This is a genomic window from Cupriavidus sp. SIMBA_020, from assembly GCF_046535395.1.
In the GTDB taxonomy this organism is placed as follows: Bacteria; Pseudomonadota; Gammaproteobacteria; order Burkholderiales; family Burkholderiaceae; genus Cupriavidus; species Cupriavidus campinensis.
The window spans coordinates 467,387-490,553 of the sequence record NZ_JAWRWU010000002.1 but is presented as its reverse complement, the minus strand read 5'-3'; the positions used below and the strand labels follow the sequence as shown (position 1 = coordinate 490,553).

Sequence of the window (23,167 nt, the reverse complement as noted above, 5' to 3'; positions counted from 1 at the left end):
CTTATCCGTAGATCAGTAGGCGATGTCGGCGCGACGGTTCTCGGCCCACGACGCTTCGTCGTGACCGGTGGCCTTCGGCTTTTCCTTGCCCAGGCTCACGGCTTCCATCTGCGACTCGGGCACGCCGAGCGACGACAGCGAACGGCGCACGGCCTCGGCACGCTTCTGGCCCAGGGCGAGGTTGTACTCGCTGGTGCCGCGTTCGTCGGTGTTGCCCTGGATCAGGATCTTGCGACCCTTGTTGGCGCCCAGGTACTGCGAGTGGGCCTGCAGCATGCTCTGGTAGTCGGACTTCACGCTGTAGCTGTCGAAGTCGAAGTACACGCTGCGCTTGGCCAGCGGGCTGTTCGGATCGTTCAGCGGGTCACGCGAGACGTCAACCGGCGCCACGGCGCGCGGGTCGGTGGTCGGCGTAGCGCCGGCACCCGACTTGGCGGTGTCATCCAGCTTCACGCCGGAGCTGCAGGCGCCCAGTGCGAGCAGGGCGGCGAGGGCGAGCGACTTGGTCATCATTTGGGACATGGCAATAACTCCTCTTTTTTCTATTGCACTATTGCACTATTGCATGAAAGGACCCCAGGACGGCTCGCGAACTTCGCCGGACTGGAGAGACAGCACCTGCTTCGTACGGCCATCCGTGGACACCGCCGCCAGCACCGAGCGGCCGCCCACGCGGGTGGCGTAAAGAATGTACTTGCCGTTGGCGGCGAAGCTCGGGGCTTCGTCATTGGACGTATCGGTGAGGGACGTCACGTCACCGTTGGAGAGGTCCTGCAGCTGTAGCTTGAAGCCGCCCGAACGCGAGATGAAGGCCAGGTACTTGCCGTCCGGCGAGAGGCGCGGACTGACGTTGTAGTTGCCCTTGAACGTCACGCGTTGCGCCGCGCCGCCCTCTTCGCCCGAGGCCGGCATGCGGTAGATCTGCGGCGCACCGCCGCGATCGCTCGTGAAGTAGATGCTCCGGCCGTCCGGCGAGAACTGCGGCTCGGTGTCGATGGCGCTGCTGCGCGAGATGCGGCGCAGGCCCGAACCATCGGCGTTGACCAGGTACACCTGCGTATTGCCGTCACGCGAGAGCGCCAGCGCCAGGCGCTGGCCGTCCGGCGACCACGACGGCGCGCTGTTGTTGCCCTTCTGGTTCGACACCAGCGTGCGCTTGCCCGTGGCCAGGTCGTGCACGTAGACCACCGGCTTGCGCGCCTCGAACGAGACGTAGGCCACGCGGCGGCCGTCAGGCGACCACGACGGCGAGATGATCGGCTCGGTGCTGGTCAGCGCGATCTGCGCGTTCTGGCCGTCCGAATCGGAGATCAGCAGCTGGTAGCGGTTGCCCACCTTCGACACGTACGACAGGCGCGTGGCAAACACGCCGCGCTCGCCGAGCAGCTTCTCGTAGATATAGTCGGCGATCTTGTGCGCGGTCACGCGCAGCTGGTTCTGGCCGACCGTGAAGGCCAGGCCGCCCAGGCTCTGGCCCTTGACCGTGTCGTACAGGCGGAAACGCACCTCGTACTGGCCGTTGCCGGCGGGGGTGACGCTGCCAGCCACGAAGGCATCGGCGCCGCGCGACTTCCAGCTGCCCAGGTCCACCTGGGCCGATTCGGCCACGGTGGCGCCGCCCGGATCCACGTTGCGGAAGCGGCCGCTGTTGACCAGGTCGCTGCGGATGATGGCGGTCAGGTTCTGCGGGGCCTGCGCCTCGCCCTGGAAGTTGGCGGTGGCCACCGGAAACTGGTTCGAACCCACCCCGGTGATTTCCACATTCAGTTGCGCGTGTGCCACGCCGGCAGACATCAGCGCGGCCGCCAGCCATGCCATCAGCGCGTAGCGGCTTTGCTCGCGCGTGGGCTGGGTGGCGGGCGACGATGTGGATTGAGCGTTGTGCCGCCTTGCGGACAGCCAGTTGGGGGCCCAAAGCTTTCGCATGCTGCTCCTCAGTCGATATCAGGATTCATCGGTACGGCGGGCACAGCAACTACAGCAGGACGGGCAACGCGCCGCTTGGCGCATGGCCCGTTCTGCGCGCAATTGCACGCTGCCGGCCGCGTCAGGCAACCGTTCATGGTAGCAATGCGACCCAGCGCCATCGATGAAGGTTGCATTATGTTGCAAAACATGGCAGATGAGGCGCCTAGTCCTTGGGCTTGAACGTGATCGTGAAGCTCGAAGGCGCCTTGCCGTTCTCGTCAACCGGCAGCGGGTCGGAGCGCTGTACCGCACGCAGCACGGCGTTGTCCCAGTCCGCGTTGCCGCTGGACTTGCTCAGGCGGGCGGACAGCAGCGAGCCATCCGGCGCCAGCGAGACCGACACCACGGCGGCCGGATTCCCGTCCACATCGCCACCGAAGTTGATGTTCGGCTTCACCTTGCGGCGCACGCGGTCGGCGTAGCCCGGCGACGCCTTGCCGCCCGAGCCCGCGCCGGAGCCGGCCGCATTGCCCACGCCGCCGCCGCTGGAGGTGGCGCTGCCGCCGGCCATCGCCTGCAGGCGCGCCAGCTCGCTCTTGCGCTGGGCGTTGGCGGCGGCTTCGCGCTTGGCCTTCGCATCGGCGTCCGCCTTCGCACGGGCCTTCTGCTCGGCATCGGCGGCCTTCGCCTTCTGCTCCGCGTCAGCGCGGGCCTTGGCGTCAGCCTTCGCCTTCGCGTCGGCCGCTTCCTTGCGGTCGCGCTCGGCCTGCTCCTTGCGATCCTGCTCAGCCTTCTTCCTGGCGTCTTCCTTGCGCTGCGCCTCTTCGCGCTGCTGTTGCTGGCGCAGGTCTTCCTTGCGCTGCTCTTCCTTGCGCTGGGCGTCGCGTTTTTCCTGTTCCTTGCGGGCGGCCTCGCGCTCGGCGGCCTCCTCGGCCTGCTTGCGCTTCTGGCGTTCCAGGGCGATGTCCGCGTCTTCCTCGGCCTTGCTGCGTACGGCTGGCTCGGGCTGCGGCGTCGGGCGCGGCTGCTCTACCGGGCGCGGCGGCGGGGCCGGCGTGGTGTCGGGAATCTCGTCCCACAGCTCGGCTTCAGCGCCCACCGGCGTGCTGCTCTGCCAGCGCACGCCGTAGTAGAGCACCAGCCCGAGCAGCAGGTGCATGAACAGGGCCATCAGGAACGAGCGCGTGGTGCCGCGCTCCTTCACCGGCTGGTAGGGGTAGGCGGCGGCCTGTGCCCGGCGCTGCGGCCGGGCTTGCGGATGACGTGACGAGAGACTGGCCACTGGATGTCGCGGGGCTTACTTGGACTTGACCATCAGGCCCACGCGCTTCACGCCGTCGGCCTTCAGTACGGACATCACGTCGAGCACCGCCTCGTACTTCACGGCACGGTCGGCGGCGATCACCACGGGCTGGTCAGGGTTCTCATTCTGGCGCTGGTGGACGAAATCCAGCAGGCCGCGCTTGTCGAGCTTGCGCTCGAAGGCGTTGCCGGCATTGTCCTTGCCGCTCGCGGTCAGCGTGCCGTCCTCATGCACGGACACGACGATGGGCGGCGCCTTCTGCTGCGGCGTGGCCTGGGCCACGGAAGGCAGGTCGACCACGGCCGGGTTCACGATGGGGGCCGCCACCATGAAGATGACGAGCAGCACGAGCATCACGTCGATGTACGGCACGACGTTGATGTCGGCGCTGGCCCGGCGGCGCGAGCCGCCGCGACGCTGGATGGCTGCCATGGCTGGTGCTCCGAATGCGATGAATGAGGTGGGTTAGCGGGTCTGGCGCTGGAGAATGTTCAGGAACTCTTCCATGAAACTCTCGAAACGGATGGCCAGACGGTCGATCTCCGTTGCATATCGGTTGTAGGCGATCACGGCCGGAATCGCTGCAAACAGGCCGATGGCCGTGGCCACGAGGGCTTCGGCGATACCGGGCGCAACCGATGCAAGCGTCGCTTGCTGCACATTCGACAGGCCGCGGAACGCGTTCATGATCCCCCACACCGTGCCGAACAGGCCGATGTACGGGCTCACCGAGCCCACCGATGCCAGGAACGGCAGGTGCGACTCGAGCACATCCATCTCACGCTGGTAGGCGGCGCGCATGGCGCGGCGGGCGGCATCGAGCAGCGCGCCGGCGTCGCTGCTGCGCTCGCGGGCCTTCAGGAACTCGCCCATGCCGGACTCGAAGATGCGCTCGAGCGCGCCGGTGTTATGGCGATTGTTGACGGCGCTGTTATAGAGCGCCTGGAGATCGCCGCCGGCCCAGAAGTCGCGCTCGAAGATTTCCGTCTGGCTGCGCGCGGCGCGCAGCGCCAGGTGCTTGCGGAAAATATAGGTCCACGAGAAGAGGGACATCACCAGCAGCAGCGCCATGACGGCCTGTGCCAGCAGGCTGGCGTGCAGCACCAGCGAGATAATCGACAGGTCTTGCGTGACGGTCACCGGATTCATCGAGCGTTTCTTATAGTTGCGAGAACAGGAGCAGGAATCGGGGCCGGACGAAATGTGCTTTTATCGACACATCCCACCCGGATCTTGCCGCTGGCCAGCTGGAGGTCGTCGCGCCACGCTTCTTGGGCGAATTGGACCGATGCCGGCCCCACCCGTTCAATCACGGTGCGGATTTCCAACTGGTCGTCCAGCCGGGCGGGCGCATTGTATTCCACAGCAGTACTGCGTACCACGAAGACCACGTTCGACGTATCGGCAAGATCCTGCTGGCCGATTCCGAGCGAGCGCAGCCATTCGGTCCGGGCCCGTTCAAAGAATTTCAGGTAGTTGGCGTAGAACACCACGCCGCCGGCATCCGTGTCTTCCCAGTACACGCGCAGCGGCCAGACAAAGTTCGGCATGGCCGGCATTGTAACGGACCGCAACGGCCCGCCACAGGTAAACCCGCAGGAGAAATGCAACAGCAAGTTGCGAGCCAGGCGCCGCGCGGCTTGGCGGGAAGCTGGCCCGATGCACGACCGCCACACTCCGCACCGCCCTGCCCCGCCCTTGCCCCCGGGGCACCGCCTTGCGGCGCGGCGCGGCCTCGCGTAAACTCTGCGGCAACCATTCCACCTTGCGCGACTGGCGAAGTCAGTGGGTACTACCACGAGGAAGCGCAAGTTCACTGGCGTGAATCACAAACGCCTGCCGCTCGCCTGGGCAGCGAATGGGAAGCAGGGTGCGCCCTGCACCGGACGACATCTATATATATAGGGGTCACTGGTGCCGGACGCCGATGCCTTCCCCGCGCGCCCTAATCGCGAAGTTCCGCGAAACCCCCGAGATGTATACCGATTGCCTGTTCGCCATCCGAAAAGTGCATCGGCATCCCTTTTTTACAGACGAGTCACGCCATGTTTGAACGCAGCCGTTTCACCATCGAGCAGATCGACCCCGAAGTCTTTGCCGCGATCCAGAAGGAAAACCAGCGCCAGGAAGACCATATCGAGCTGATCGCGTCCGAAAACTACACCTCGCCGGCCGTGATGGCCGCCCAGGGCTCGCAGCTGACCAACAAGTACGCCGAAGGCTATCCCGGCAAGCGCTACTACGGTGGCTGCGAGTACGTGGACGTGGTGGAGCAGCTGGCCATCGACCGCGTGAAGCAGCTCTTCGGCGCCGAAGCCGCCAACGTGCAGCCGAACTCGGGCTCGCAGGCCAACCAGGGCGTGTTCTTCGCCATGCTCAAGCCGGGCGACACCATCATGGGCATGAGCCTGGCCGAAGGCGGTCACCTGACCCACGGCATGGCCCTGAACATGAGCGGCAAGTGGTTCAACGTCGTCAGCTACGGTCTGAACGCCCAGGAAGACATCGACTACGATGCGCTGGAGAAGCTGGCCCACGAGAAGAAGCCGAAGATGATCATCGCCGGCGCTTCGGCCTTCGCCCTGCGCATCGACTTCGAGCGGATCGCCAAGGTGGCCAAGGATGTTGGCGCCTACTTCATGGTGGACATGGCCCACTACGCCGGCCTGATCGCCGCGGGCGTGTACCCGAACCCGGTGCCGCACGCCGACTTCGTGACCACGACCACCCACAAGAGCCTGCGCGGCCCGCGTGGTGGCGTGATCCTGATGAAGGCCGAGCACGAGCGCGCCATCAACTCGGCCATCTTCCCGGGCATCCAGGGCGGCCCGCTGATGCACGTGATCGCCGGCAAGGCCGTCGCCTTCAAGGAAGCGCTGACGCCGGAGTTCAAGTCCTACCAGCAACAGGTGGTGAAGAACGCCGCGGCCATGGCCGAGACGCTGATCGCGCGCGGCCTGCGCATCGTGTCCGGCAAGACCGAGAGCCACGTGATGCTGGTGGACCTGCGCGCCAAGCAGATCACCGGCAAGGAAGCCGAGAAGATCCTCGGCGACGCCCATATCACGGTGAACAAGAACGCCATCCCGAACGATCCGGAAAAGCCGTTCGTGACCTCGGGCGTGCGCCTGGGCTCGCCGGCCATGACCACGCGCGGCTTTAAGGAAGACGAGGCGCGCCAGGTGGCCAACCTGATCGCCGACGTGCTGGACAACCCGCACGACGAAGCCAATATCGCCAAGGTGCGCGAGCAGGTGTCCGCCCTGACCCGCCGCTTCCCGGTCTACGGCTGATTTCCGGCCGTAACCGGCACCGCGCCTATATATAGTGCGTGTGACCAACGGCGCTGCCCCGGCAGCGCCGTTTTACCTTTTGCACACCGCGAGCGATAATGCGGCCCGGCATATATCTTCAGGTGGTCCGGCATGAAATGCCCCTTCTGCGGTCATTCCAACACCCAGGTGCTTGACAGTCGTGTCTCCGAAGACGGTGACACGGTGCGCCGCCGCCGGCGTTGCGAAGCCTGCGACCGCCGCTTCACCACCTACGAGCGCATCGAGCTCTTCTTCCCCGCCATCGTCAAGAAAAACGGCTCACGCGTGGACTACACGCGCGGCAAGCTCAAGGACTCGATGCGGCTGGCCCTGCGCAAGCGGCCGGTGTCCGCCGAGGCCATCGACCAGGCCATCACCCGGATCGAGGAAAAACTGCTGGCGCTGGGCGAGAAAGAGATCGCCAGCAGCCAGGTAGGCGAGCTGGTCATGCGCGAATTGCGCAAACTCGACAAAATTGCCTATATCCGCTTTGCTTCCGTTTATCGCAGTTTTGAAGATGTGTCGGAATTCCGCGACGTACTCGACGAATTTTCCCCGCCTACCCCACGAAAGGGGTAGCTACTTCGTAAAAAAAGCTGTCTAATCTGCACTGACCTCCTTCGGGTAAGGGGGCCGGATGGCGAACGCGTGCACGGCGTAAACGGAGCCCAACAGAGGCTCCGGCGCAGCAAAACTCCAACGCGCCGCCCATAGAAAAGCAAAAGAACAGTTCGATTTTTTGGACGGGAGTCACAAATGGGTCAGTCTTTCTGCCTTTGGGCAGTGGGCTTGCTGACGCCTGCTCGGCCTGCGTCCATGCCCGCTGGCATGGGGTCGCCGCGGCATGCCAGCCAGCCGCACAGCCGCGCCCGCATCGGGCGTCTCCACCGCTCTCAGACGCGCATCATCGGCGGGTTCACGCTGATCGAGCTGCTGACTGCCGTGACGATCCTCGGCATCCTCGCGGCAGCGGCTATCCCCAACTTCCGCTCCTTCCTGCATAACAGCCGCATCGCGACGGAATCGTCGAAGTTCTTCACCGAAATCGAAGCGGCCCGCAGCGAGGCAGCACGGCGCAACGGCACCGTCACGATCTGCCCCGTGGGCACCGGCAGCGCCTGCTCCGCCGACTGGAACCAGCGGCGCGTGATCTTCGCCGATCTCAACGCCGACGGCGTGGTCGATCCCACAGACGACGTGCTGCGTTACAGCGACGACCCGACCCCGACCCTGACCCTGGAAGCCAGCAACCTGGGCGCCACGTCCGACCTGGTGCGATTCCGGTCCTCGGGCGCCTCCACCTCCCCCACGGCCACCTGGAAGTTCTGCGAACGCAATTCCGAACTGCCCGGCCAGACCGTCAGCATGACCGGCAGCGGCCGCCCCCAAACCCAGCAGCAGACGCCCTGCATCTGACGCCATGTCGCCCTCCCAACAGAACGGCCTACCGAGACGTGCCCGCCCGGTTCGACTGCGCACGCCCGCGCGCGCGCGCCATGACGGGTTCACGCTGATTGAGTCACTGATCACGATTGTCGTGCTCGCCATCGGCGTCCTGGCGCTGGCCATGCTGCAGCTCCGCACGCTGGTCGATACCCGCACGGCGTCCATGCGCAACGTGGCCACCACCATGGCCTACAACCTGGCAGACCAGATGCGCAGCAACGAGGTCGCGCTGACGGCTGGCGCGTTCGACAAGCCGAATAGCGTGCCCAATGCCGATTGCTATGCGGCCAAGGGCTGCACGCCGGCCGCCATGGCCGGGGCCAGCTTCGCGGCCTGGCTGGACGATTTGAAGGAAGCGCTGCCCGCCGCCAGCGGAATGGTCTGCATCGATGCGTCCCCCAATGACGGCGACGCCGCGGACCCGCAGTGCCAGAACGTCAACGGCGCACCCTACGTCATCAAGATCTGGTGGCGCGAAGACGGCCAGGACACCCCTCAACGATTCGTGACCGCCTTCGTGCCATGACTACGTCCATCCGCAAGCCGAGGCGCCGCGCGCAGGGTTTCACCCTGGTCGAACTCATGGTCGGCATGGTGATCAGCATGCTGCTGGTCATCGTGGTGATCTCGCTCTACCTGGCGCAGCAGCGCTCGTACAACACACAGGGCGATCTCGCCGAAGTGCAGGAGAACTCGCGCGCCATTGCGCAGTTGCTGCAACGGCAGGGCCGCCAGGCCGGATACTCCGACTTCACCTTCCTGGACAACAGCTTCGGTGTCAACGAGACGCTCGAAGCCACCAACGATACCGGTGTCAATACCAGCGACACACTGACCGTGCGCTATTTCGGCTCGTCGCCGCCGGGGGCAGACCCCGCAGCGGTACCGGGCACGCCCACGGCCCCGACGCCGGACGGCACCATGGTCGACTGCGCCGGCAACGATGTGAACGGTAACATCCTGGTGACCGAGGTGTTCTCGATCGTCAACGACGCGGCCGGCGTGCCCTGGCTCCAGTGCACGGTCAACGGGGCCGCCACGCCGCTGTTCCCCAATGTCGAGGCCTTCCAGATCCTGCTGGGCGAGGATACCGACGGCGACCAGACCGTCAACCGCTTCGTCCCGCCCGGCGCGGCAAACATGGCCAACGTGCGCGCCCTGCGCGTCTCGCTGGTGCTGCGCGGCAAGAGCACCACGAACGCCGCGCCGACCTCGCTGGTCATGAACCACTTCGGCAAGGTGTATGCGCAGAACGACGTCGCCCCGGCCGGTGATGCCGGCAGCGTCATGAACATGGCCAACGACGGCCGCCTGCGCAAGCACGCCACGTTCTTCATCGCCCTCCGCAACCGCCTGAACTGACACGACATGACGCGAATCCCTCCCCGTCCGCGCGCCCGCCTGCATCGACGCCAGGGGCAGCGCGGCATCTCGCTGGTGCTGGTGCTGCTGTTCCTGATCATCCTGACGCTGGTCGGGCTGGCCGCGAGCATGTCCAGCCTGTCATCCGAGCGCATGGCCCGCAACACGCGCGACCAGAACATCGCGCTCCAGGCCGCCGAGGCGGCGCTGCGAGATGCCCGCAACGACATCCGCAACATCCGCTTCATCTCCGGCGTCACCGGCGCCGCGCTGACCTGCGACGTCGCCGGCTTCAAGGGCTTTTGCCTGCCCGCCGTGACGGGCAAGCCGGCGTGGGACCTGTACCTCGAAGATCCTGCCCGGTCCGTGGAACTTGGCGAAATAACGCTGCTGACCGCCGACCAGAAGATGCCGACCGGGGGCGCCAACGGCGTCTCGAAGCAGCCGCGCTACCTGATCGAATCGATCCCGGACATCAACGAAGGCAGCCTCGAGGCCGGCAACATCAAGTACGTCTTCCGCGTCAGCGCCATCGGCTACGGGGCCAACCCGAGCACGAAGGTGATGATCCAGGAAGTCGTGCGTTTGTGATTCTTCCCGAACCGTGTCGCGCAACCCTCCAACCGCTGGGCGCACCATGAAACCGTTCCTCCCGCATCGACCCGCGAGCCGCCTGCAAGCCGTACTGCTTGCGGCATCGTTCCTGCTCGCCGTAGCCTCCGCCTCGGCGGCGCAGCTCAACCTGTCCACCAAGCCCCTCTATGCAGGCGGCGGCGTTTCGCCGATGGTGATGATCGATCTCTCCAAGGATCATTCGCTCCACCAGAAGGCGTACAACGACTACTCCGACCTGGACGGCGACGGCATCCTGGATTCGACCTATAGGTCGACCATCAGCTACGCGGGCTATTTCGATTCGGCTAAATGCTACAGCTATGACAGCAGCAGCATCCAGGGCTTCGTGCCTGCCGCGATGGCTGACAGCGCAAAGTACTGCGACGGCACCAAGTGGAGCGGCAACTTCCTGAACTGGGTGTCGATGAGCCGCATCGACGAAGTACGCAAGATCCTCTACGGCGGCACTCGGTCGACCGATAACGCCACCACCACGGTGCTGGAACGCGCCTTCCTGCCGATGGACGCCCACGCCTGGGCCAAGTACTACGGTGGCGCCGACCTGCGCAAACTGGTGCCTGTAGACCTGGAGCTGCCTTCCGAGGTGGAGACCCAGACGTCGGCCACCCAGATCACACTGCGCGCCGACGTGGTGACGCTGACGGTGAGCGACAACTCCAAGATGCAGATCGGCGACCAGATTCGGCTGGTTCCGCGCGGCAGCGCTCCGGCCGGCACATCGCTGACCGGTTGGATCAGCAGTATTGGCAACAGCAACGCCATCACGATGGCGATCTACGCGGACAGCGTCTCCAAGCCGGCCGGCGCAAGCAACAGCTATTCGTCGTGGACCGTGACCAATCTCACGCGCGGCGGGCTGACGATCTGCAACGTCACCCCGAAAGACAGCAGTAATATCAACTCACAGGCCAACACGCAGGCCCCGCAATTACGCGTGGTCAAAGGCAACTATGCCACCTGGGGCGCCAGCGAGAAATGGCAGTGCAACTGGTACAGCGAGGCCAGCAACACCCAAAGCAGCTTTCTGCCGCAGACCAACGGCAAGACTGTCTCTGGTTCCTCGAACGGCAACCGCGCCGCAACATCGGGCATCAACGCGTCGGCAGAAAACCCATCGCAGTCGGTGCGGGGCACCGGCACGGGGCAGGCGAAGGGCACGTTCAACGCGCGTGTGCAGGCCTGCGTAACGGGCCTGATCGGCGGCGAATCGTGCAAACAGTACGGCAATGCCTACAAGCCGTACGGGTTGCTGCAGAAGTACGGCGAGACCGGCCAGATGCTGTTCGGGCTGATGACGGGCACCTACGACAAGAACATCTCAGGTGGTGTGCTTCGGCAGAACGTGACGAACTTCTCCACCGAGATCAACCCCGATACCGGCGTCTTTACCTATCGCGCTGCCACGCCCGTGAAAGGCATTGTCTGGAACATCGACAAGCTGCGCCCATACGGCTACAGCTATAGCGATGGGGGCTACACCAGTGCAGACAGCTGCAACTATCAGCAAACCGCCATTCAACCGAGCGGCGGCCAGAACGCCCAGAACAAGCCGGCCAACGAGGGAAATTGCTCCACGTGGGGCAATCCGATCTCGGAAATTTATGTCGAGACGCTCCGCTACTTCGCCGGCAAGACGGCCAACGCCGACTTCGCACCCAAGACCAATGGCAAGGATGTGGCCCTCGGCCTGACGACCGCGACGTGGGCCAACCCGATGAACCTGCCGGCGTCGAACCCCAAGCGGGCACCCTACTGCTCGCCGCTCAATGCGCTGGTGTTCAACTCGAGCGTTTCCTCCTACGACAACGACCAATTGGGCGGCCTGAGCGATCTGGCCGGCTCGCCGGCAATCAGCGACTGGACCAACAAGGTTGGCGCCGGTGAAGGCATCGACAACGGCAACTGGTTCGCGGGCGGGGTCAGCGGTGGCATCATCGACAATGTCTGCTCGGCCAAGAAGGTCGGCTCGCTCAGCAACGTGCTCGGGATCTGCCCGGAAGGACCGTCCCAGAAGGGCACGTTCCAGATCGCGGGCGCGGCGCTGTTCGCGCACATGAACCGCATCCGGACGGACATCGACGTCACTTCCGCCGATGAAACCACCCGCAACGCCGCGCTGAAGGTCTCCACCTACGCCGTGCAGCTGGCGACCAACACGCCCAAGATCAACGTGAATGTCGGTGGCAAGACCGTGACGATCATGCCGTCCTACCAGTTGCACCCGACTAACGTCGACCCGAGCACCGGCACGCTGGTCGACTTCAAGGTGATTTCGCAGGACGCCAGCAGCGGTCGCTTCTACGTCAGCTGGGAAGATTCGGTGGCCGGCGGCGACTACGACCAGGACGTCTGGGGCATCCTGAGCTACTCCGTCACCGGCGGCAACATCACGGTGTCGACGAAGGTGGTGTCCGGCTCCTCCAGCAATGGCCAGGGCTTCGGCTACGTGGTATCCGGCACCGACAAGGACGGCCCGCACTTCCACTCCGGCATCTACGGTTTTAACTACACCGACCCGACCGGCGTGAAGGGCTGCAGCAACTGCATTCTGGGCGATGCAGAAACGAGCGTCACCTACAGCGTAACCGGCAACTCGGGCTCGCAGTTCCTCGACCCGCTGCAGTACGCCGCCAAGTGGGGCGGCTTCAAGGACGGCGACGGCGACAAGACCCCGAACAAGCAGACTGAATGGGACGTCCGCCTGTCCAATGGCGACGGCGGCTCCGATGGCCTGCCCGACAACTACTTCTACGCCACCAACCCGGGCGCGCTGAGCGCGGCGCTGGAGCGCGCCTTTATCTCGATCCTGGCCACCTCGTCGTCCTCCTCCGTCGCGGCAAGCTCATCCCGACTGGACATCAACACACGGTCCTATCAGGCGCGCTTCAACGGCTCCGACTGGTCAGGCCAGCTATTCAACTTTGCATTGGATACCAAGGGCGAGACCGTCCTCCCCGCCATCTGGGACGCCGGCCAGACGCTCCGCAGCATCGCCCCCACCAACCGCGCGATCCTCACGTACAACAGCGTAGATGCCGATGGCACTGGCATTCCGTTCCGCTACAACAGCCTGCCCACCGACTTCCAGACCATCATGACGACGGGCGGCGCGGACGGCACGAAGCGCGTCAACTGGCTGCGCGGGGACCAGAGCAACGAGGGCGACGCCTCCGGCAAGTTCCGCACCCGCCCCACCACCATCCTGGGCGACATCGTCAACTCCAGCCCGCAGTACGTGGGCCCGCCCAACGCCGGCTACGCCGGTAACGACTACGCCGAGTTCGTGCTGAGCAAGCGGTCCCGCAAGCCGGTGCTCTACGTGGGCGCGAACGACGGCATGATGCACGCGTTCTCCGCCAAGGATGAAGACGGCGGCAAGGAGTTGTTCGCCTACGTGCCGTCGCTGGTGTACAGCAAGCTGCCCACCCTGACGAACCTCGACTACGTCCACACCTACACGGTCGACGGCACACCTGCCGTCAAGGATGCGAAGATCAACAGCGCCTGGCGCACCGTGCTGGTCAGCGGCCTCGGCCTGGGCGGCCGTGGCGTGTTCGCGCTCGACGTCACCGATCCGGAATCCATCAGCGAGAGCACCGCCGCCAGCACCGTGCTGTGGGAGTTCCCAAGCTCGGCCGACGCCGATCTCGGCCACGTCGTGGGCCAGCCAAAAATCGTCAAGATGTCCAACGGCAAGTGGGTGGCGATCTTCGGTAACGGCTTCAACAGCACGGCGGGCCGTGGCTCCATCTTCATCGTCTACCTGGACCGCGTGCGGGGCTCCAAGCGCTGGACACTCGGCACGGACTACCTCAAGCTGACGCTCGACGACGCCACTGCAACGGCATCCAACGGGATTGCCTCGGTGCTCCCGGCCGACGTCAACGGCGACGGTACCGTGGACTTCCTCTACGCCGGCGACCTGCTCGGCAACCTCTGGAAGTTCGATGTCACCGACAAGACCGATTCGAAGTGGCAGTCCACGCGCAAGCTAATGTTCACGGCCAAGGACGGCGCGGGCAACCGTCAGCCGATCACCGGCCAGCCGGACGTGGCACGCAACCCCACCGGCGGCTACATGGTGGTGTTCGGCACAGGCCGGTACGTCGACAACAGCGACCCCTCGAACTTCTCGACCCAGTCGCTGTACGGCATCTGGGACCAGAACATCACCGCGCAGGGCACAATCACGCGCAGCATGCTGCAGGAACAGAGAACCCTGTCGGCTGGAGTCGCCTACGGCCAGCCCTACCGGATCACAACCGACACGAAGGTGCAGTTGACCGCCGGCGGCATCCAGGGCTGGTACATGGACCTGCTGATCGGCCCTACCTACGCCCAACTCGGCGAGCGCATGGTGACGGACGCCCTGATCCGTGGCAAACGCGTCGTGTTGATCACCATGACGCCATCCACCGAGGTCTGCGACAGCGGCGGCTCGAGCTTCATCTATGAAGTCGGCACGTTCAGCGGCGCGCGCCTGGACGAATCGCCGGTGGACCTCAACGGCGACGGCAAGATCGACCAGAACGATACGGTCAACGGCGTGGTGGTGAGCGGCATCGGCTCGACGGTGGGTATCACGCCGAAGCCCCCGATCATCGACTGCGGCCCGGGCAAGGAGTGCAAGCTGATGTCCGGTTCGAGCGGTGGCACGCAGACCATCACGGAAAGCGCGGACAAGCCGAGCGGCCGCCTGTCGTGGCGCGAGATCCTGCACTGATGGTGGCGCAACATGAAACAAGACGGAGAACGGCAATGACCCGGACAGGACTGCGTCAGCATGCGCAAGGCTTCACGCTGATCGAACTGATGATCACGGTCATGGTGCTCGGCATCCTGGCCGCCATCGCCTACCCGCAGTACGGGCAGTACGTGACCAAGGCGCGCCGCACCGAAGCCAAGGCCGCCCTGGCGCGCGTGCAGGGCGCCCAGGAGAGGTATTTCACGGTGAACAACAAGTATTCGTCGAACCCTGCCGATCTCAAGGTGCTGGCATGCGCCGCCCAGACCACGGGGTCCGGGGATACCTGCGACCAAGGCAGCCATGTGATCACCATCGCCGTGACCGGCGGCGGCGACGCCACCGGCTACACCCTCACCGCCACGCCCAAGCTGGCCGATGCGCTGTGTGGAGACCTTGGCATCAACAATCTCAATAACAAAACCGAGACAGGCACCGGAAGCCAGGCGGATTGCTGGTAGCGGCTTGCATGGCCCGCGCATGACCTGTGCGCGGGCCGAAGCCGGCTACTCCTGGCCTGGGTGTGTTCCGAGCCGACCTCGGACACAAACTTCCACAAAACCTCCACATCCGGACACGTTTTAGGGCCTCGCCCGAGGCTATCGTGGCCATCTGTTCTCTTCGAACCGATGCGCCATGTCCCTTGCTCCGCCCTCCACTCCCAGCCGCCCTCGGCAACGCTCTCGCGGCTACATCCTCCTTGAATCGCTGATCTGTCTTGCCGTCATCGGCATTGGCGCCATGCCGCTGGCGGTGCTCGGCCCCTTGTGGCTCCGGCTGGCGGGCGAGCAGGAGAGCCTGGCGCAGACCACCCAGTGGGCGTCGGAATTTGCCGAGACGGCCGGTGCCGGTTCGACGGTGCCGCCCGGCGCCCGCCACGCGCAGTTGTGCGGCGCGCTCAGCGCAGGGTCCGGACCTCAGCCGGTCTGCGCGCCCGGCGTGCGCATCGTGCTGGCTGGCCCGGTCCGCATCTCGCCTGACGCCTCTCCCGGGATGGCGGTGCCTCCCGCCCACGTGGCGCTTTGGGTGGCGCCATGAAGCGCCGCCATCGCCAGCGCGGATTCACGGTCACCGGGATGATGGTGGGGATGGTGCTCGGGTTGCTGGCATCCGTGCTGGCCATCACCACGTTCCAAGTGGTGCGGCAGGCGTACGCCAACGTCGCGGACAGCGTGATGATGGCGGAGCGCGGCCATCGGGCGCTGGGCATCGTCGCCCAACTGGTGCGTCAGGCGGGCTGGATTCCCGGCCAGGCCGCGCTTGCCCCCGGGCATCCGGCGCCCACCGCGCCGCTCGAGGGTCACGACGACTGCGGCCAGCCCGCCATCGATCTTTCGGCCCCGTGCGGCGCCCGGGGCCGGCATTACAGCGACGCGCTGCGCCTGCGCTTCTCCGGCAGCAGCAGCGGCGAGACGACCACACGGCCGGACGGCACCATGACCGACTGTGGCGGGCATGCGCTGGCGGCAACGGCCCAACCGGTCGATGGCGTGCCCGCTTCGCATCACGCCGCGATGAATCTGCTGTACATCGGCCTCGGCAGTGATGGCGTGCCGCAGTTGCTGTGCCGCTATCCGCGCCGGCAGGGGCGCCAGATGCAAGCCGTCACTTACACCTCGGGCACGCTCGTCCGTGGCGTGGAGACCATGCAGCTGCGCTATGGCGTCGATCAGGACGGCGACGGTGAGGCGGATACTTACCTGCGCGCCCGCGACATCCGCGCGCAGGGCGATGCCGGCTGGCATCGCGTGCGTACCGTGCAGATCGGGCTGGTGATTCGGGGCGACCGCGCTACCGGGCAGACGACGCGACCGGAGCCGCTGACCCTGCTGCCTGCGCTGACCCATGGCGACGCCGACGAAGACTTGTCGTTCCCCCCTGCCACCCGGCATGCGGTCCGCCGGCGCGCCTTCACCGCCACCTTCCGCCTGCGCAACCCTTCGCCCTGCCTGGAGGCCCTATGTTGAGCCGCCGTGCGCAAGAAGGTATCGCCGTCCTCGCCTTCGTCACGACGATGCTGGTGCTCACGGCCAGCGTTTGCGCCGCCGCGATGCACTTCCTCCACGCCGGCCGTCAACTGGCAGGATTGCAACTGGACCGCGAGATCGCGTTCCGCGCGGCAGAGGCGGCCTTGCTCGATGCGGAGGCGGATCTGCTCGCGGCCGCCGCGTCGCCGCATGCTCGGCTGGCATCGTGGCCGGGCGCGGGCCATTGTGGTGACGAGGCCCAGCGCGGCATCTGTCGAACGGGCACCGGCCAGCCGGCCTGGTGGCCGTGGATCGAAGGCAGCCCGGCCGAGCGCGTTCCGGCCCTGTCGATTGGCGCGCTCACCGGGGTGCGCCTCCCCGATCTGCCCGAAGGCGTTGCCGGGGCGACGCATCCGCCGCGCTACCTCATCGAAGTCCTCGACCACCCTCTCCACACACTGGCCGGCGCCGCGCAGTGGCCGCGCTTCCGCATTACCGCACTCGGCCTTGGCCGCGATCCGTCCGTGCGCGTGCTGCTCCAGGCGGAGTTCCAGCCATGATCCGCTTAGTCATCGGTTGCATGGCACTGGCGCTAGGGCTTTGCGGCGGCGCCAGCGCCGTTGCCAATGAGGCGGGCCATCTGCCGATGGGCTACCGTGTGGCGCCTGCCGCCTACGCTTGGACAGGCCGTCTCCATGCCATCGGCTTCCGCACTACCGCCGACGCCAACCGGCGTGGGGTACTGCACCTCTGGGAAGCGGGCGATTTACTCGACCAACGCGCCACGGACACGCGCCGCCTCTATCTGGGCGGAGCACGGCTGACACCTTTGCGGTGGCCGGCCATCGATACCGAGGCCAAGCACCGCCTCAATATCGATCCCGCCACCAACCAGCCCGACACCCATGGCGCGGACCGGCTCTCCTGGCTTCGCGGCAATCAACCCGCCCTGCTGCGCCCACGCGACACCCGGCTTGCCAGCGCCACTGGCGCGCGCGTGCACGTGGTGTCGCCGCCAGCCTGGCAGCCTATGCAGCCGGGCCACACTGCCTTCCGCAATGCACACGCGCTGCGGCCAACTACCGTCTGGCTGGGCACGCGCGATGGCATCCTGCACGGTTTCCACGCGATCACGGGACAGGAACTCACCGGCTACCTGCCGCTCGCCGCGCTGGCCGAAGCCGCCGCGCTGACTGCCGTAGGCACGCGGATGCCGGCACCATCGTGCCCACGGCCCACTAGCGTAGATGCTGACCCAAACGGCCGCTGGCGCACCCTTCTCCTGTGCACCACCCCCGCCAAGGCGCGCACGCCCGGCACCGCATTCGTTCTCGACGTATCCACCCTGGGCGCCGACACGCCCATCCAACTGATCTGGGAAGTGACGGCAAACGATGCCCTGCCGCTGACCGGCAGCGGCCCACTACGCGCCGCCATGTACACAGTCGATAACGAACGCCGCTGGTTCGCGGTCGGCATCCTCGCGCCGGGCACGCCGGCAGGCGCACGAGCAGGCCTGGCGCTGCTTCCACTGGACCGGCCGTCAGGCGCGTGGGCGACCACCGGCCGTGTTCCGCGACTGCCGTTGCCGGAGCAAGGCTGCGACAGCAAGACGGCCACCACGCAACTGCTGGCCGTCACGGTGCGGAGCGACGCCAGTGGCGCCGCCCGCGCCGCGTACGTCATCGACGATGTGGGCCGTCTCTGGCGATTCCCCTTCGACACCCTGGGTTCCAATACGCCACCCCAGGCGGCAACGTGCCTGCATCGCCAGTCCGCCAGCACACGCGGCAGTGTCGAACCACCGGTGATCACGTACACCGGCGCCACCCCGCTCGTCGTCTACGGCACCGGCGACGCCATTTCCGCCATCCCGGACCGCACCGGCAAACGCGCCAATCCCCGCCAGATCCATGCCATCCCAAGCGGCAATGGCGTGGTGCTGCGTGCCGCGCCCTCGTCAGACCCGCCCGGCACGACAGGATGGACGCTGGCGCTTCCCCATCCCGGCGAACGGATCGAGACACTGCACGCGGCCAGCCCCGCCCATCTTGCCTTCACCACGCTGGGACCCGATGGCCGCGCGCGGAGCTACCTGATCGACGCCGCCACCGGGGAGTCCGTCACCGTTCTGCTGGCCGATGGCAAGCCGGGCGCCGCCATCACGGGATTGCCGTTCGATCCGGCCTTCGGCGGTCCGATCGTCGGCCTCTCGCCAGTCATCGAAGGCGCCGCCGTCGCTCCCGGCACCAGCCGGCGGGATGTCCATTCCCTCGCCCTGTGGCAGGTCCATGGCGACGGCGCCCACCTGCAACAGCACGCCTACGTGACACGCCGGCGCGGCCGGCTCGGCTGGCGCGAACTGATCCGGACACCGCTATGACCACCGCCGTGCCGCACCGATCCTGCCTGCCGCGCACCCAACAGGGATTCAGCCTCGTCGAGTTGATGGTCACCCTGATGATCGTCACGATCCTCGCTGCCATGGCGCTACCGGCATGGCAGCAGCATTTCCACCGGGCATGGCGCATGCAGGCACGTGCCGAAGCGGTCACCGCGATGCTGGCGCTCGAGCGGCACGCACTCAACGCGTCGACCTTTGCGAGCGCCCGCGACGCAACCGTGCCGGCCGGCCATTGGCCCCGCCCTGTGCCCGCGCCGCCCGCCCCGGTCCGGCACTGGCTAACGGCCACCAGTTGCGCCGGACTCGACCTGTCCCGTTGCGTCGAAGTCCGCGCCACACCCACTTTTGTCGATACGCGCTGCGGCACCCTCGTGCTGCGGAGCACCGGCGAGTGGCTTTCCCTGCTCACCACGGAAAGTCCGCCCGCTCGACCACCCGAAGGATGCTGAAATGCAACAGACCGCCATCGCGCACGTCCGCCAACACAGCGGCATGACGCTGACCGAACTCCTCGTCTCGCTGGCCGTGGCCGCCATCCTCGCGGCCATCGCCCTGCCCGCCCTGCGCCACATGCTGGCCGAGCACACCGTGACCTATGCCGCAGACCGGCTGGCGGCATCGCTGGCCATGGCACGCACCACGGCGGCCAACCGGCGCGTCGAAATCCGGCTGGGGCCCTTGCCGGGCGCCACCACGCTGGATGGCGGATGGCAGCTCGCGCCGGTGGTGCCCTTGGCGCCCCCCGGGCCGCCCATCGCCGTCACCGCGCTGGACGCCGCCTGCCTGCGCGTGACCCTGCGTGGCACCGATGGCGCCAAGGGGCCGCCTGCGCTCCGCTTGACACCTGTGGGATACTCTCGATCGGAACGCGGCGGTTTCTACGCGGCCACGTTCCATGTGCGATGCCGCGGTGCGCAGCGGCAGGTCAGGCTCGGCGCCCAGGGGCGCATCCGGATCTGCGGCGCCGGCCCCGATGCCGACTGCGACTGACCGCCCTGCTTTCTCACCTAACGGCACAGCCTGCCCCGCCATGTTTTCCGACTCCGACCATACCGCCATGGAACTGGCCCTCGCGCTCGCCGCGCGGGGCATGTTCACCACCACGCCCAACCCGCGCGTTGGCTGCGTGCTGATGAAGCATGGCGAGATCATCGGGCAGGGCTATACCCAGCCGGCGGGCCAGGACCACGCCGAGATCCAGGCGATGAAAGATGCCCTCTCGCGCGGCCACGATCCCTCCGGCTCCACCGCCTACGTCACGCTGGAACCATGCAGCCACTTCGGCCGCACGCCGCCGTGCGCGGAGGCGCTGGTGCGCGCGGGCATCGCCCGCGTGGTGGCCGCCATGGAAGACCCCAACCCCGCGGTGTCCGGGCGCGGCCTGCAACGACTGCGCGATGCCGGCATCGACGTACGCTGCGGCCTGCTGGAAAAGGAAGCGCGCGACCTCAACATCGGCTTCGTCTCGCGCATGACGCGCGGCCTGCCATGGGTGCGCGTGAAAGTGGCCGCTTCCCTCGATGGCGGCACGGCGCTGCATGACGGCACCAGCCAGTGGATCACCGGCAAACCCGCGCGCGACGATGGTCATGCCTGGCGCGCCCGGGCCTGCGCCATCCTGACCGGCATCGGCACCGTGCGGGACGACAACCCCGCGCTGACCGTGCGGGCGATTCCCACGCCGCGCCAGCCGCAGCGCGTGCTGGTGGACTCCCGCCTCGAGGTATCGCTAGACGCGCAGATCCTGAACCGCGACTCCGGGGATTTCGCCAAGCCCGTGCTGGTCTTCTGCGCCGTGGAAGACGCCGCACGGCAGCGTGCATTGGAGGCACGCGGCGCCGAGGTGGTGGTGCTGCCCAATCCGCACGGCAAGGTCGAACTTCGCCGAATGTTGCAGGAACTGGGCAAGCGCGGCATCAATGAATTGCATGTGGAAGCCGGCTTCAAGCTCAACGGGTCCCTGATCCGCGAGGGCTGTGCCGACGAGCTGCTGATCTATCTGGCGCCCCGGCTGCTGGGCGACGCGCAGGGCATGTTCAACCTGCCCCCGCTGGCCAGGCTCGAAGACGCCGCCGCCTTCCATTGGCACGAGGTGCGCCAGATCGGCGACGACCTCCGGCTGATTGCCCGACGTGGCGACAGCAAGCACTGACATCCCCCTGAACAGACAGACCCTACGTATTCCGAGGCAAGCATGTTTACTGGCATTGTGGCGGCCGTTGGCCGCATCGACACCGTCTCCCCGCTGGGCAACGCCGACGCTGGCGTGCGCCTGCGCATCGCCGCCGGCGAGCTGGACCTGACCGATGTGATCATCGGCGACAGTATCGCCATCCAGGGCGCCTGCATGACCGTCGTGGCCCTGCAGGACGGCCAGTTCGACGTAGACGTTTCCCGAGAATCGCTCGACAAGACCGTTGGCCTCGACAAGCCGGGCCGCGTCAATCTCGAGAAGGCGCTGCGGCTGGCAGACCGGCTGGGCGGTCATCTCGTGTCCGGTCACGTCGATGGGCTTGGCGACGTCGTGCGCTTTGCCCCGGTTGGCGAATCGCACGAGCTGCGCATCCGCGCCCCGCGCGAGCTGGGCCGCTACCTGGCCTACAAGGGCTCGGTTGTGGTCAACGGCGTCTCGCTGACCGTGAACAGCGTCAGCGATGTGGCCGAAGGCTGCGAGTTCTCGATCAACCTGATCCCGCACACCGTGGAAGTGACCACGCTGAACGAACTGAAGGCTGGCGCGCGCGTCAACCTCGAGATCGACCTGATCGCGCGGTACGTGGAGCGGATGCTGTCCGCCTCGCAGGGCGAGTCCGTCTCACTGCTCTGAGGGCGACAGGTCCGAGAACCGCGGCGCCCCGGCCACGTCGAGCGTGCCGTCCGGGCGTTCGATGAAAATGCCGCGCGCCACGTTGTGCGGATGCCTGGCGGCCTCCGCCACGCTCAGCACGGGCGCGTAGCAGACATCGGTGCCACCGAGCAGCGCGTCCCAGTGGGCACGCGGCTGGCTGCGGAACACATCAGCGAATCGCGATTTCAACGCCGGCCATGTCGCGTGGTCGTACTGCGTGGCGGGGTCCACATCGGTCATGCCGAGTTTGTCGAGCAGCAGCGCGTAGAACTGCGGTTCCAGCGCGCCGATGGTGATATGCCCACCGTCCTCACAGGCGTAAACATCGTAAAACGGCGATTGATGGAAGGGGCTCGGCGTGGGGCCGTCGATCTGGCCGTTGTTGCGTACCCAGAGCGCGATACCGCCGAGCATGGCCACCATGTCGACGATGGCGCCGTCCACCACGCGCCCCCGGCCGCTGGCGCGCGCATCGACCAGCGCGCAGGCGATGCCGAAGGCGAGGCCCAGCGCCCCGCCGGCGTCGCCCAGCACGGTTGGTGGGATGGCCGGCGTCTCGCCGGGCCGCGCGGACAGTGACAGCATGCCAGTGAGCGCCACGTAGTTGAGATCATGACCGGCCGACTGGGCCAGCGGTCCGGCCTGCCCCCAACCAGTCATGCGGCCATAGACCAGGCGCGGGTTGCGCGCCGCGCAGTCGGCGGGGCCGAGTCCCAGCCGCTCCATCACCCCGGGCCGGTTGCCCTCGATCAATGCATCAGCGCCAGCCACCAGCGCCAGCGCTTCCGCCAACCCCGCCGGGTCCTTCAGGTCGAGCGGCACGATGGTCTTGCCGCGCCGCAGCGGACTGTCCTTGTCGCCGCCAAGCTGCGCCGCCACGGCCACCTTCTGCCTGCGCGCAATGACGATGACCTCCGCCCCCATGTCGGCCAGCATCCGGCCCGCCAGCGGGCCGGGGCCAATCCCTTCAAACTCAACGACGCGAATTCCGTTCAGCGGCAAGGTCATGCGGCAGGCTCCTGATTCGTATGCTGTGGGTGACATGGTAAGCGGTCAGCCGCACCCGTACCTGTCGTCCGTCACACCATGACGCATAAGTGCCTGATGCGACATATTTGAGTCAGCCCGGGGCAGGCCCGAACCCCGCCGCTTGGCGTACAATAGCGGGCTTGATTTCGCCGGCTTTGTTGCCCCTGCCTCCGGCCCTGCCCGCCTACTGCCACCCGCCGTATTCC

General features: G+C 66.5%; 23 protein-coding genes and 1 riboswitch. Of the genes, 16 read left to right on the top strand and 7 right to left on the bottom strand.

The window, feature by feature from the left end; all coding sequences use genetic code 11:
* Positions 1-12 precede the first annotated feature (12 nt).
* From pal to ybgC, 6 genes are all read right to left on the bottom strand, one after another.
* A complete protein-coding gene (gene pal / locus SB751_RS06440) occupies positions 13-522 on the bottom strand; it encodes a peptidoglycan-associated lipoprotein Pal (protein WP_186296839.1) in 510 nt (169 codons plus the stop codon).
* A 36-nt stretch (positions 523-558) separates the two neighbouring features.
* A complete protein-coding gene (tolB, locus tag SB751_RS06435) occupies positions 559-1,926 on the bottom strand; it encodes a Tol-Pal system beta propeller repeat protein TolB (protein ID WP_144198045.1) in 1,368 nt (455 codons plus the stop codon).
* Between the two features lie 205 nt (positions 1,927-2,131).
* A complete protein-coding gene (gene tolA, locus SB751_RS06430; RefSeq protein ID WP_144198044.1) occupies positions 2,132-3,190 on the bottom strand; it encodes a cell envelope integrity protein TolA in 1,059 nt (352 codons plus the stop codon).
* Between the two features lie 15 nt (positions 3,191-3,205).
* Entirely contained in the window at positions 3,206-3,643 is a 438-nt protein-coding gene (gene tolR / locus SB751_RS06425; RefSeq protein ID WP_092290512.1) for a protein TolR, read from the bottom strand.
* A gap of 33 nt (positions 3,644-3,676) precedes the next feature.
* Complete coding sequence (tolQ, locus tag SB751_RS06420; RefSeq protein ID WP_186296838.1) at positions 3,677-4,360, bottom strand: protein TolQ; 684 nt, start codon at positions 4,358-4,360, stop codon at positions 3,677-3,679.
* Positions 4,357-4,761 (bottom strand): tol-pal system-associated acyl-CoA thioesterase, encoded by a 405-nt coding sequence (gene ybgC, locus SB751_RS06415; protein WP_144198043.1) that lies wholly within the window; start codon positions 4,759-4,761, stop codon positions 4,357-4,359. The genes tolQ and ybgC overlap by 4 nt, the downstream gene beginning before the upstream one ends.
* Before the next feature lie 209 nt (positions 4,762-4,970).
* Positions 4,971-5,071, top strand: a riboswitch (ZMP/ZTP riboswitch).
* A gap of 185 nt (positions 5,072-5,256) precedes the next feature.
* Here ybgC and glyA point away from each other — a divergent pair.
* The 16 genes from glyA to SB751_RS06335 all read left to right on the top strand — a co-directional run bounded on the left by glyA (position 5,257) and on the right by SB751_RS06335 (position 21,911).
* Complete coding sequence (glyA, locus tag SB751_RS06410) at positions 5,257-6,504, top strand: serine hydroxymethyltransferase (RefSeq protein WP_211943237.1); 1,248 nt, start codon at positions 5,257-5,259, stop codon at positions 6,502-6,504.
* A 132-nt stretch (positions 6,505-6,636) separates the two neighbouring features.
* Positions 6,637-7,104 carry a transcriptional regulator NrdR gene (nrdR, locus tag SB751_RS06405; RefSeq protein ID WP_092290516.1) on the top strand — a complete coding sequence of 156 codons (468 nt, stop codon included), beginning with the start codon at positions 6,637-6,639 and terminating at the stop codon, positions 7,102-7,104.
* A 237-nt stretch (positions 7,105-7,341) separates the two neighbouring features.
* Positions 7,342-7,941: a GspH/FimT family pseudopilin gene (locus tag SB751_RS06400; RefSeq protein ID WP_211943236.1), complete on the top strand. Its 600-nt coding sequence runs from the start codon at positions 7,342-7,344 to the stop codon at positions 7,939-7,941.
* 4 nt (positions 7,942-7,945) lie between these two features.
* Positions 7,946-8,497 carry a type IV pilus modification protein PilV gene (gene pilV / locus SB751_RS06395; protein WP_211943235.1) on the top strand — a complete coding sequence of 184 codons (552 nt, stop codon included), beginning with the start codon at positions 7,946-7,948 and terminating at the stop codon, positions 8,495-8,497.
* Positions 8,494-9,333, top strand: a complete 840-nt coding sequence (locus tag SB751_RS06390) for a PilW family protein (RefSeq protein WP_211943246.1) — start codon at positions 8,494-8,496, stop codon at positions 9,331-9,333. Before pilV ends, SB751_RS06390 begins: the two co-directional genes overlap by 4 nt.
* A 6-nt stretch (positions 9,334-9,339) precedes the next feature.
* Positions 9,340-9,924: a PilX N-terminal domain-containing pilus assembly protein gene (locus tag SB751_RS06385; RefSeq protein WP_211943234.1), complete on the top strand. Its 585-nt coding sequence runs from the start codon at positions 9,340-9,342 to the stop codon at positions 9,922-9,924.
* Between the two features lie 46 nt (positions 9,925-9,970).
* Complete coding sequence (locus SB751_RS06380) at positions 9,971-14,692, top strand: pilus assembly protein (RefSeq protein ID WP_410747865.1); 4,722 nt, start codon at positions 9,971-9,973, stop codon at positions 14,690-14,692.
* 35 nt (positions 14,693-14,727) lie between these two features.
* Positions 14,728-15,174: a type IV pilin protein gene (locus SB751_RS06375; protein WP_410747864.1), complete on the top strand. Its 447-nt coding sequence runs from the start codon at positions 14,728-14,730 to the stop codon at positions 15,172-15,174.
* A gap of 175 nt (positions 15,175-15,349) precedes the next feature.
* A complete protein-coding gene (locus SB751_RS06370; protein ID WP_211943231.1) occupies positions 15,350-15,751 on the top strand; it encodes a type II secretion system protein in 402 nt (133 codons plus the stop codon).
* Positions 15,748-16,680 (top strand): PilW family protein, encoded by a 933-nt coding sequence (locus SB751_RS06365; RefSeq protein ID WP_410747863.1) that lies wholly within the window; start codon positions 15,748-15,750, stop codon positions 16,678-16,680. The genes SB751_RS06370 and SB751_RS06365 overlap by 4 nt, the downstream gene beginning before the upstream one ends.
* Entirely contained in the window at positions 16,674-17,240 is a 567-nt protein-coding gene (locus SB751_RS06360) for a pilus assembly protein (protein ID WP_211943230.1), read from the top strand. Before SB751_RS06365 ends, SB751_RS06360 begins: the two co-directional genes overlap by 7 nt.
* Positions 17,237-19,063, top strand: a complete 1,827-nt coding sequence (locus tag SB751_RS06355) for a pilus assembly protein PilY (protein ID WP_244844717.1) — start codon at positions 17,237-17,239, stop codon at positions 19,061-19,063. Before SB751_RS06360 ends, SB751_RS06355 begins: the two co-directional genes overlap by 4 nt.
* Positions 19,060-19,533, top strand: coding sequence for a type IV pilin protein (locus SB751_RS06350; protein ID WP_410747862.1), 474 nt, complete (start codon positions 19,060-19,062; stop codon positions 19,531-19,533). Before SB751_RS06355 ends, SB751_RS06350 begins: the two co-directional genes overlap by 4 nt.
* 1 nt (position 19,534) lies before the next feature.
* Positions 19,535-20,074 carry a GspH/FimT family pseudopilin gene (locus SB751_RS06345; protein WP_144198033.1) on the top strand — a complete coding sequence of 180 codons (540 nt, stop codon included), beginning with the start codon at positions 19,535-19,537 and terminating at the stop codon, positions 20,072-20,074.
* A gap of 40 nt (positions 20,075-20,114) precedes the next feature.
* Positions 20,115-21,236, top strand: coding sequence for a bifunctional diaminohydroxyphosphoribosylaminopyrimidine deaminase/5-amino-6-(5-phosphoribosylamino)uracil reductase RibD (ribD, locus tag SB751_RS06340; protein ID WP_144198032.1), 1,122 nt, complete (start codon positions 20,115-20,117; stop codon positions 21,234-21,236).
* A gap of 42 nt (positions 21,237-21,278) precedes the next feature.
* Entirely contained in the window at positions 21,279-21,911 is a 633-nt protein-coding gene (locus SB751_RS06335) for a riboflavin synthase (RefSeq protein WP_144198031.1), read from the top strand.
* On the opposite strand, the gene SB751_RS06330 is transcribed toward SB751_RS06335, so the two are convergent.
* A complete protein-coding gene (locus SB751_RS06330; protein WP_144198030.1) occupies positions 21,900-22,940 on the bottom strand; it encodes a CaiB/BaiF CoA transferase family protein in 1,041 nt (346 codons plus the stop codon). The genes SB751_RS06335 and SB751_RS06330 overlap by 12 nt on opposite strands.
* Between the last annotated feature and the right edge of the window lie 227 nt (positions 22,941-23,167).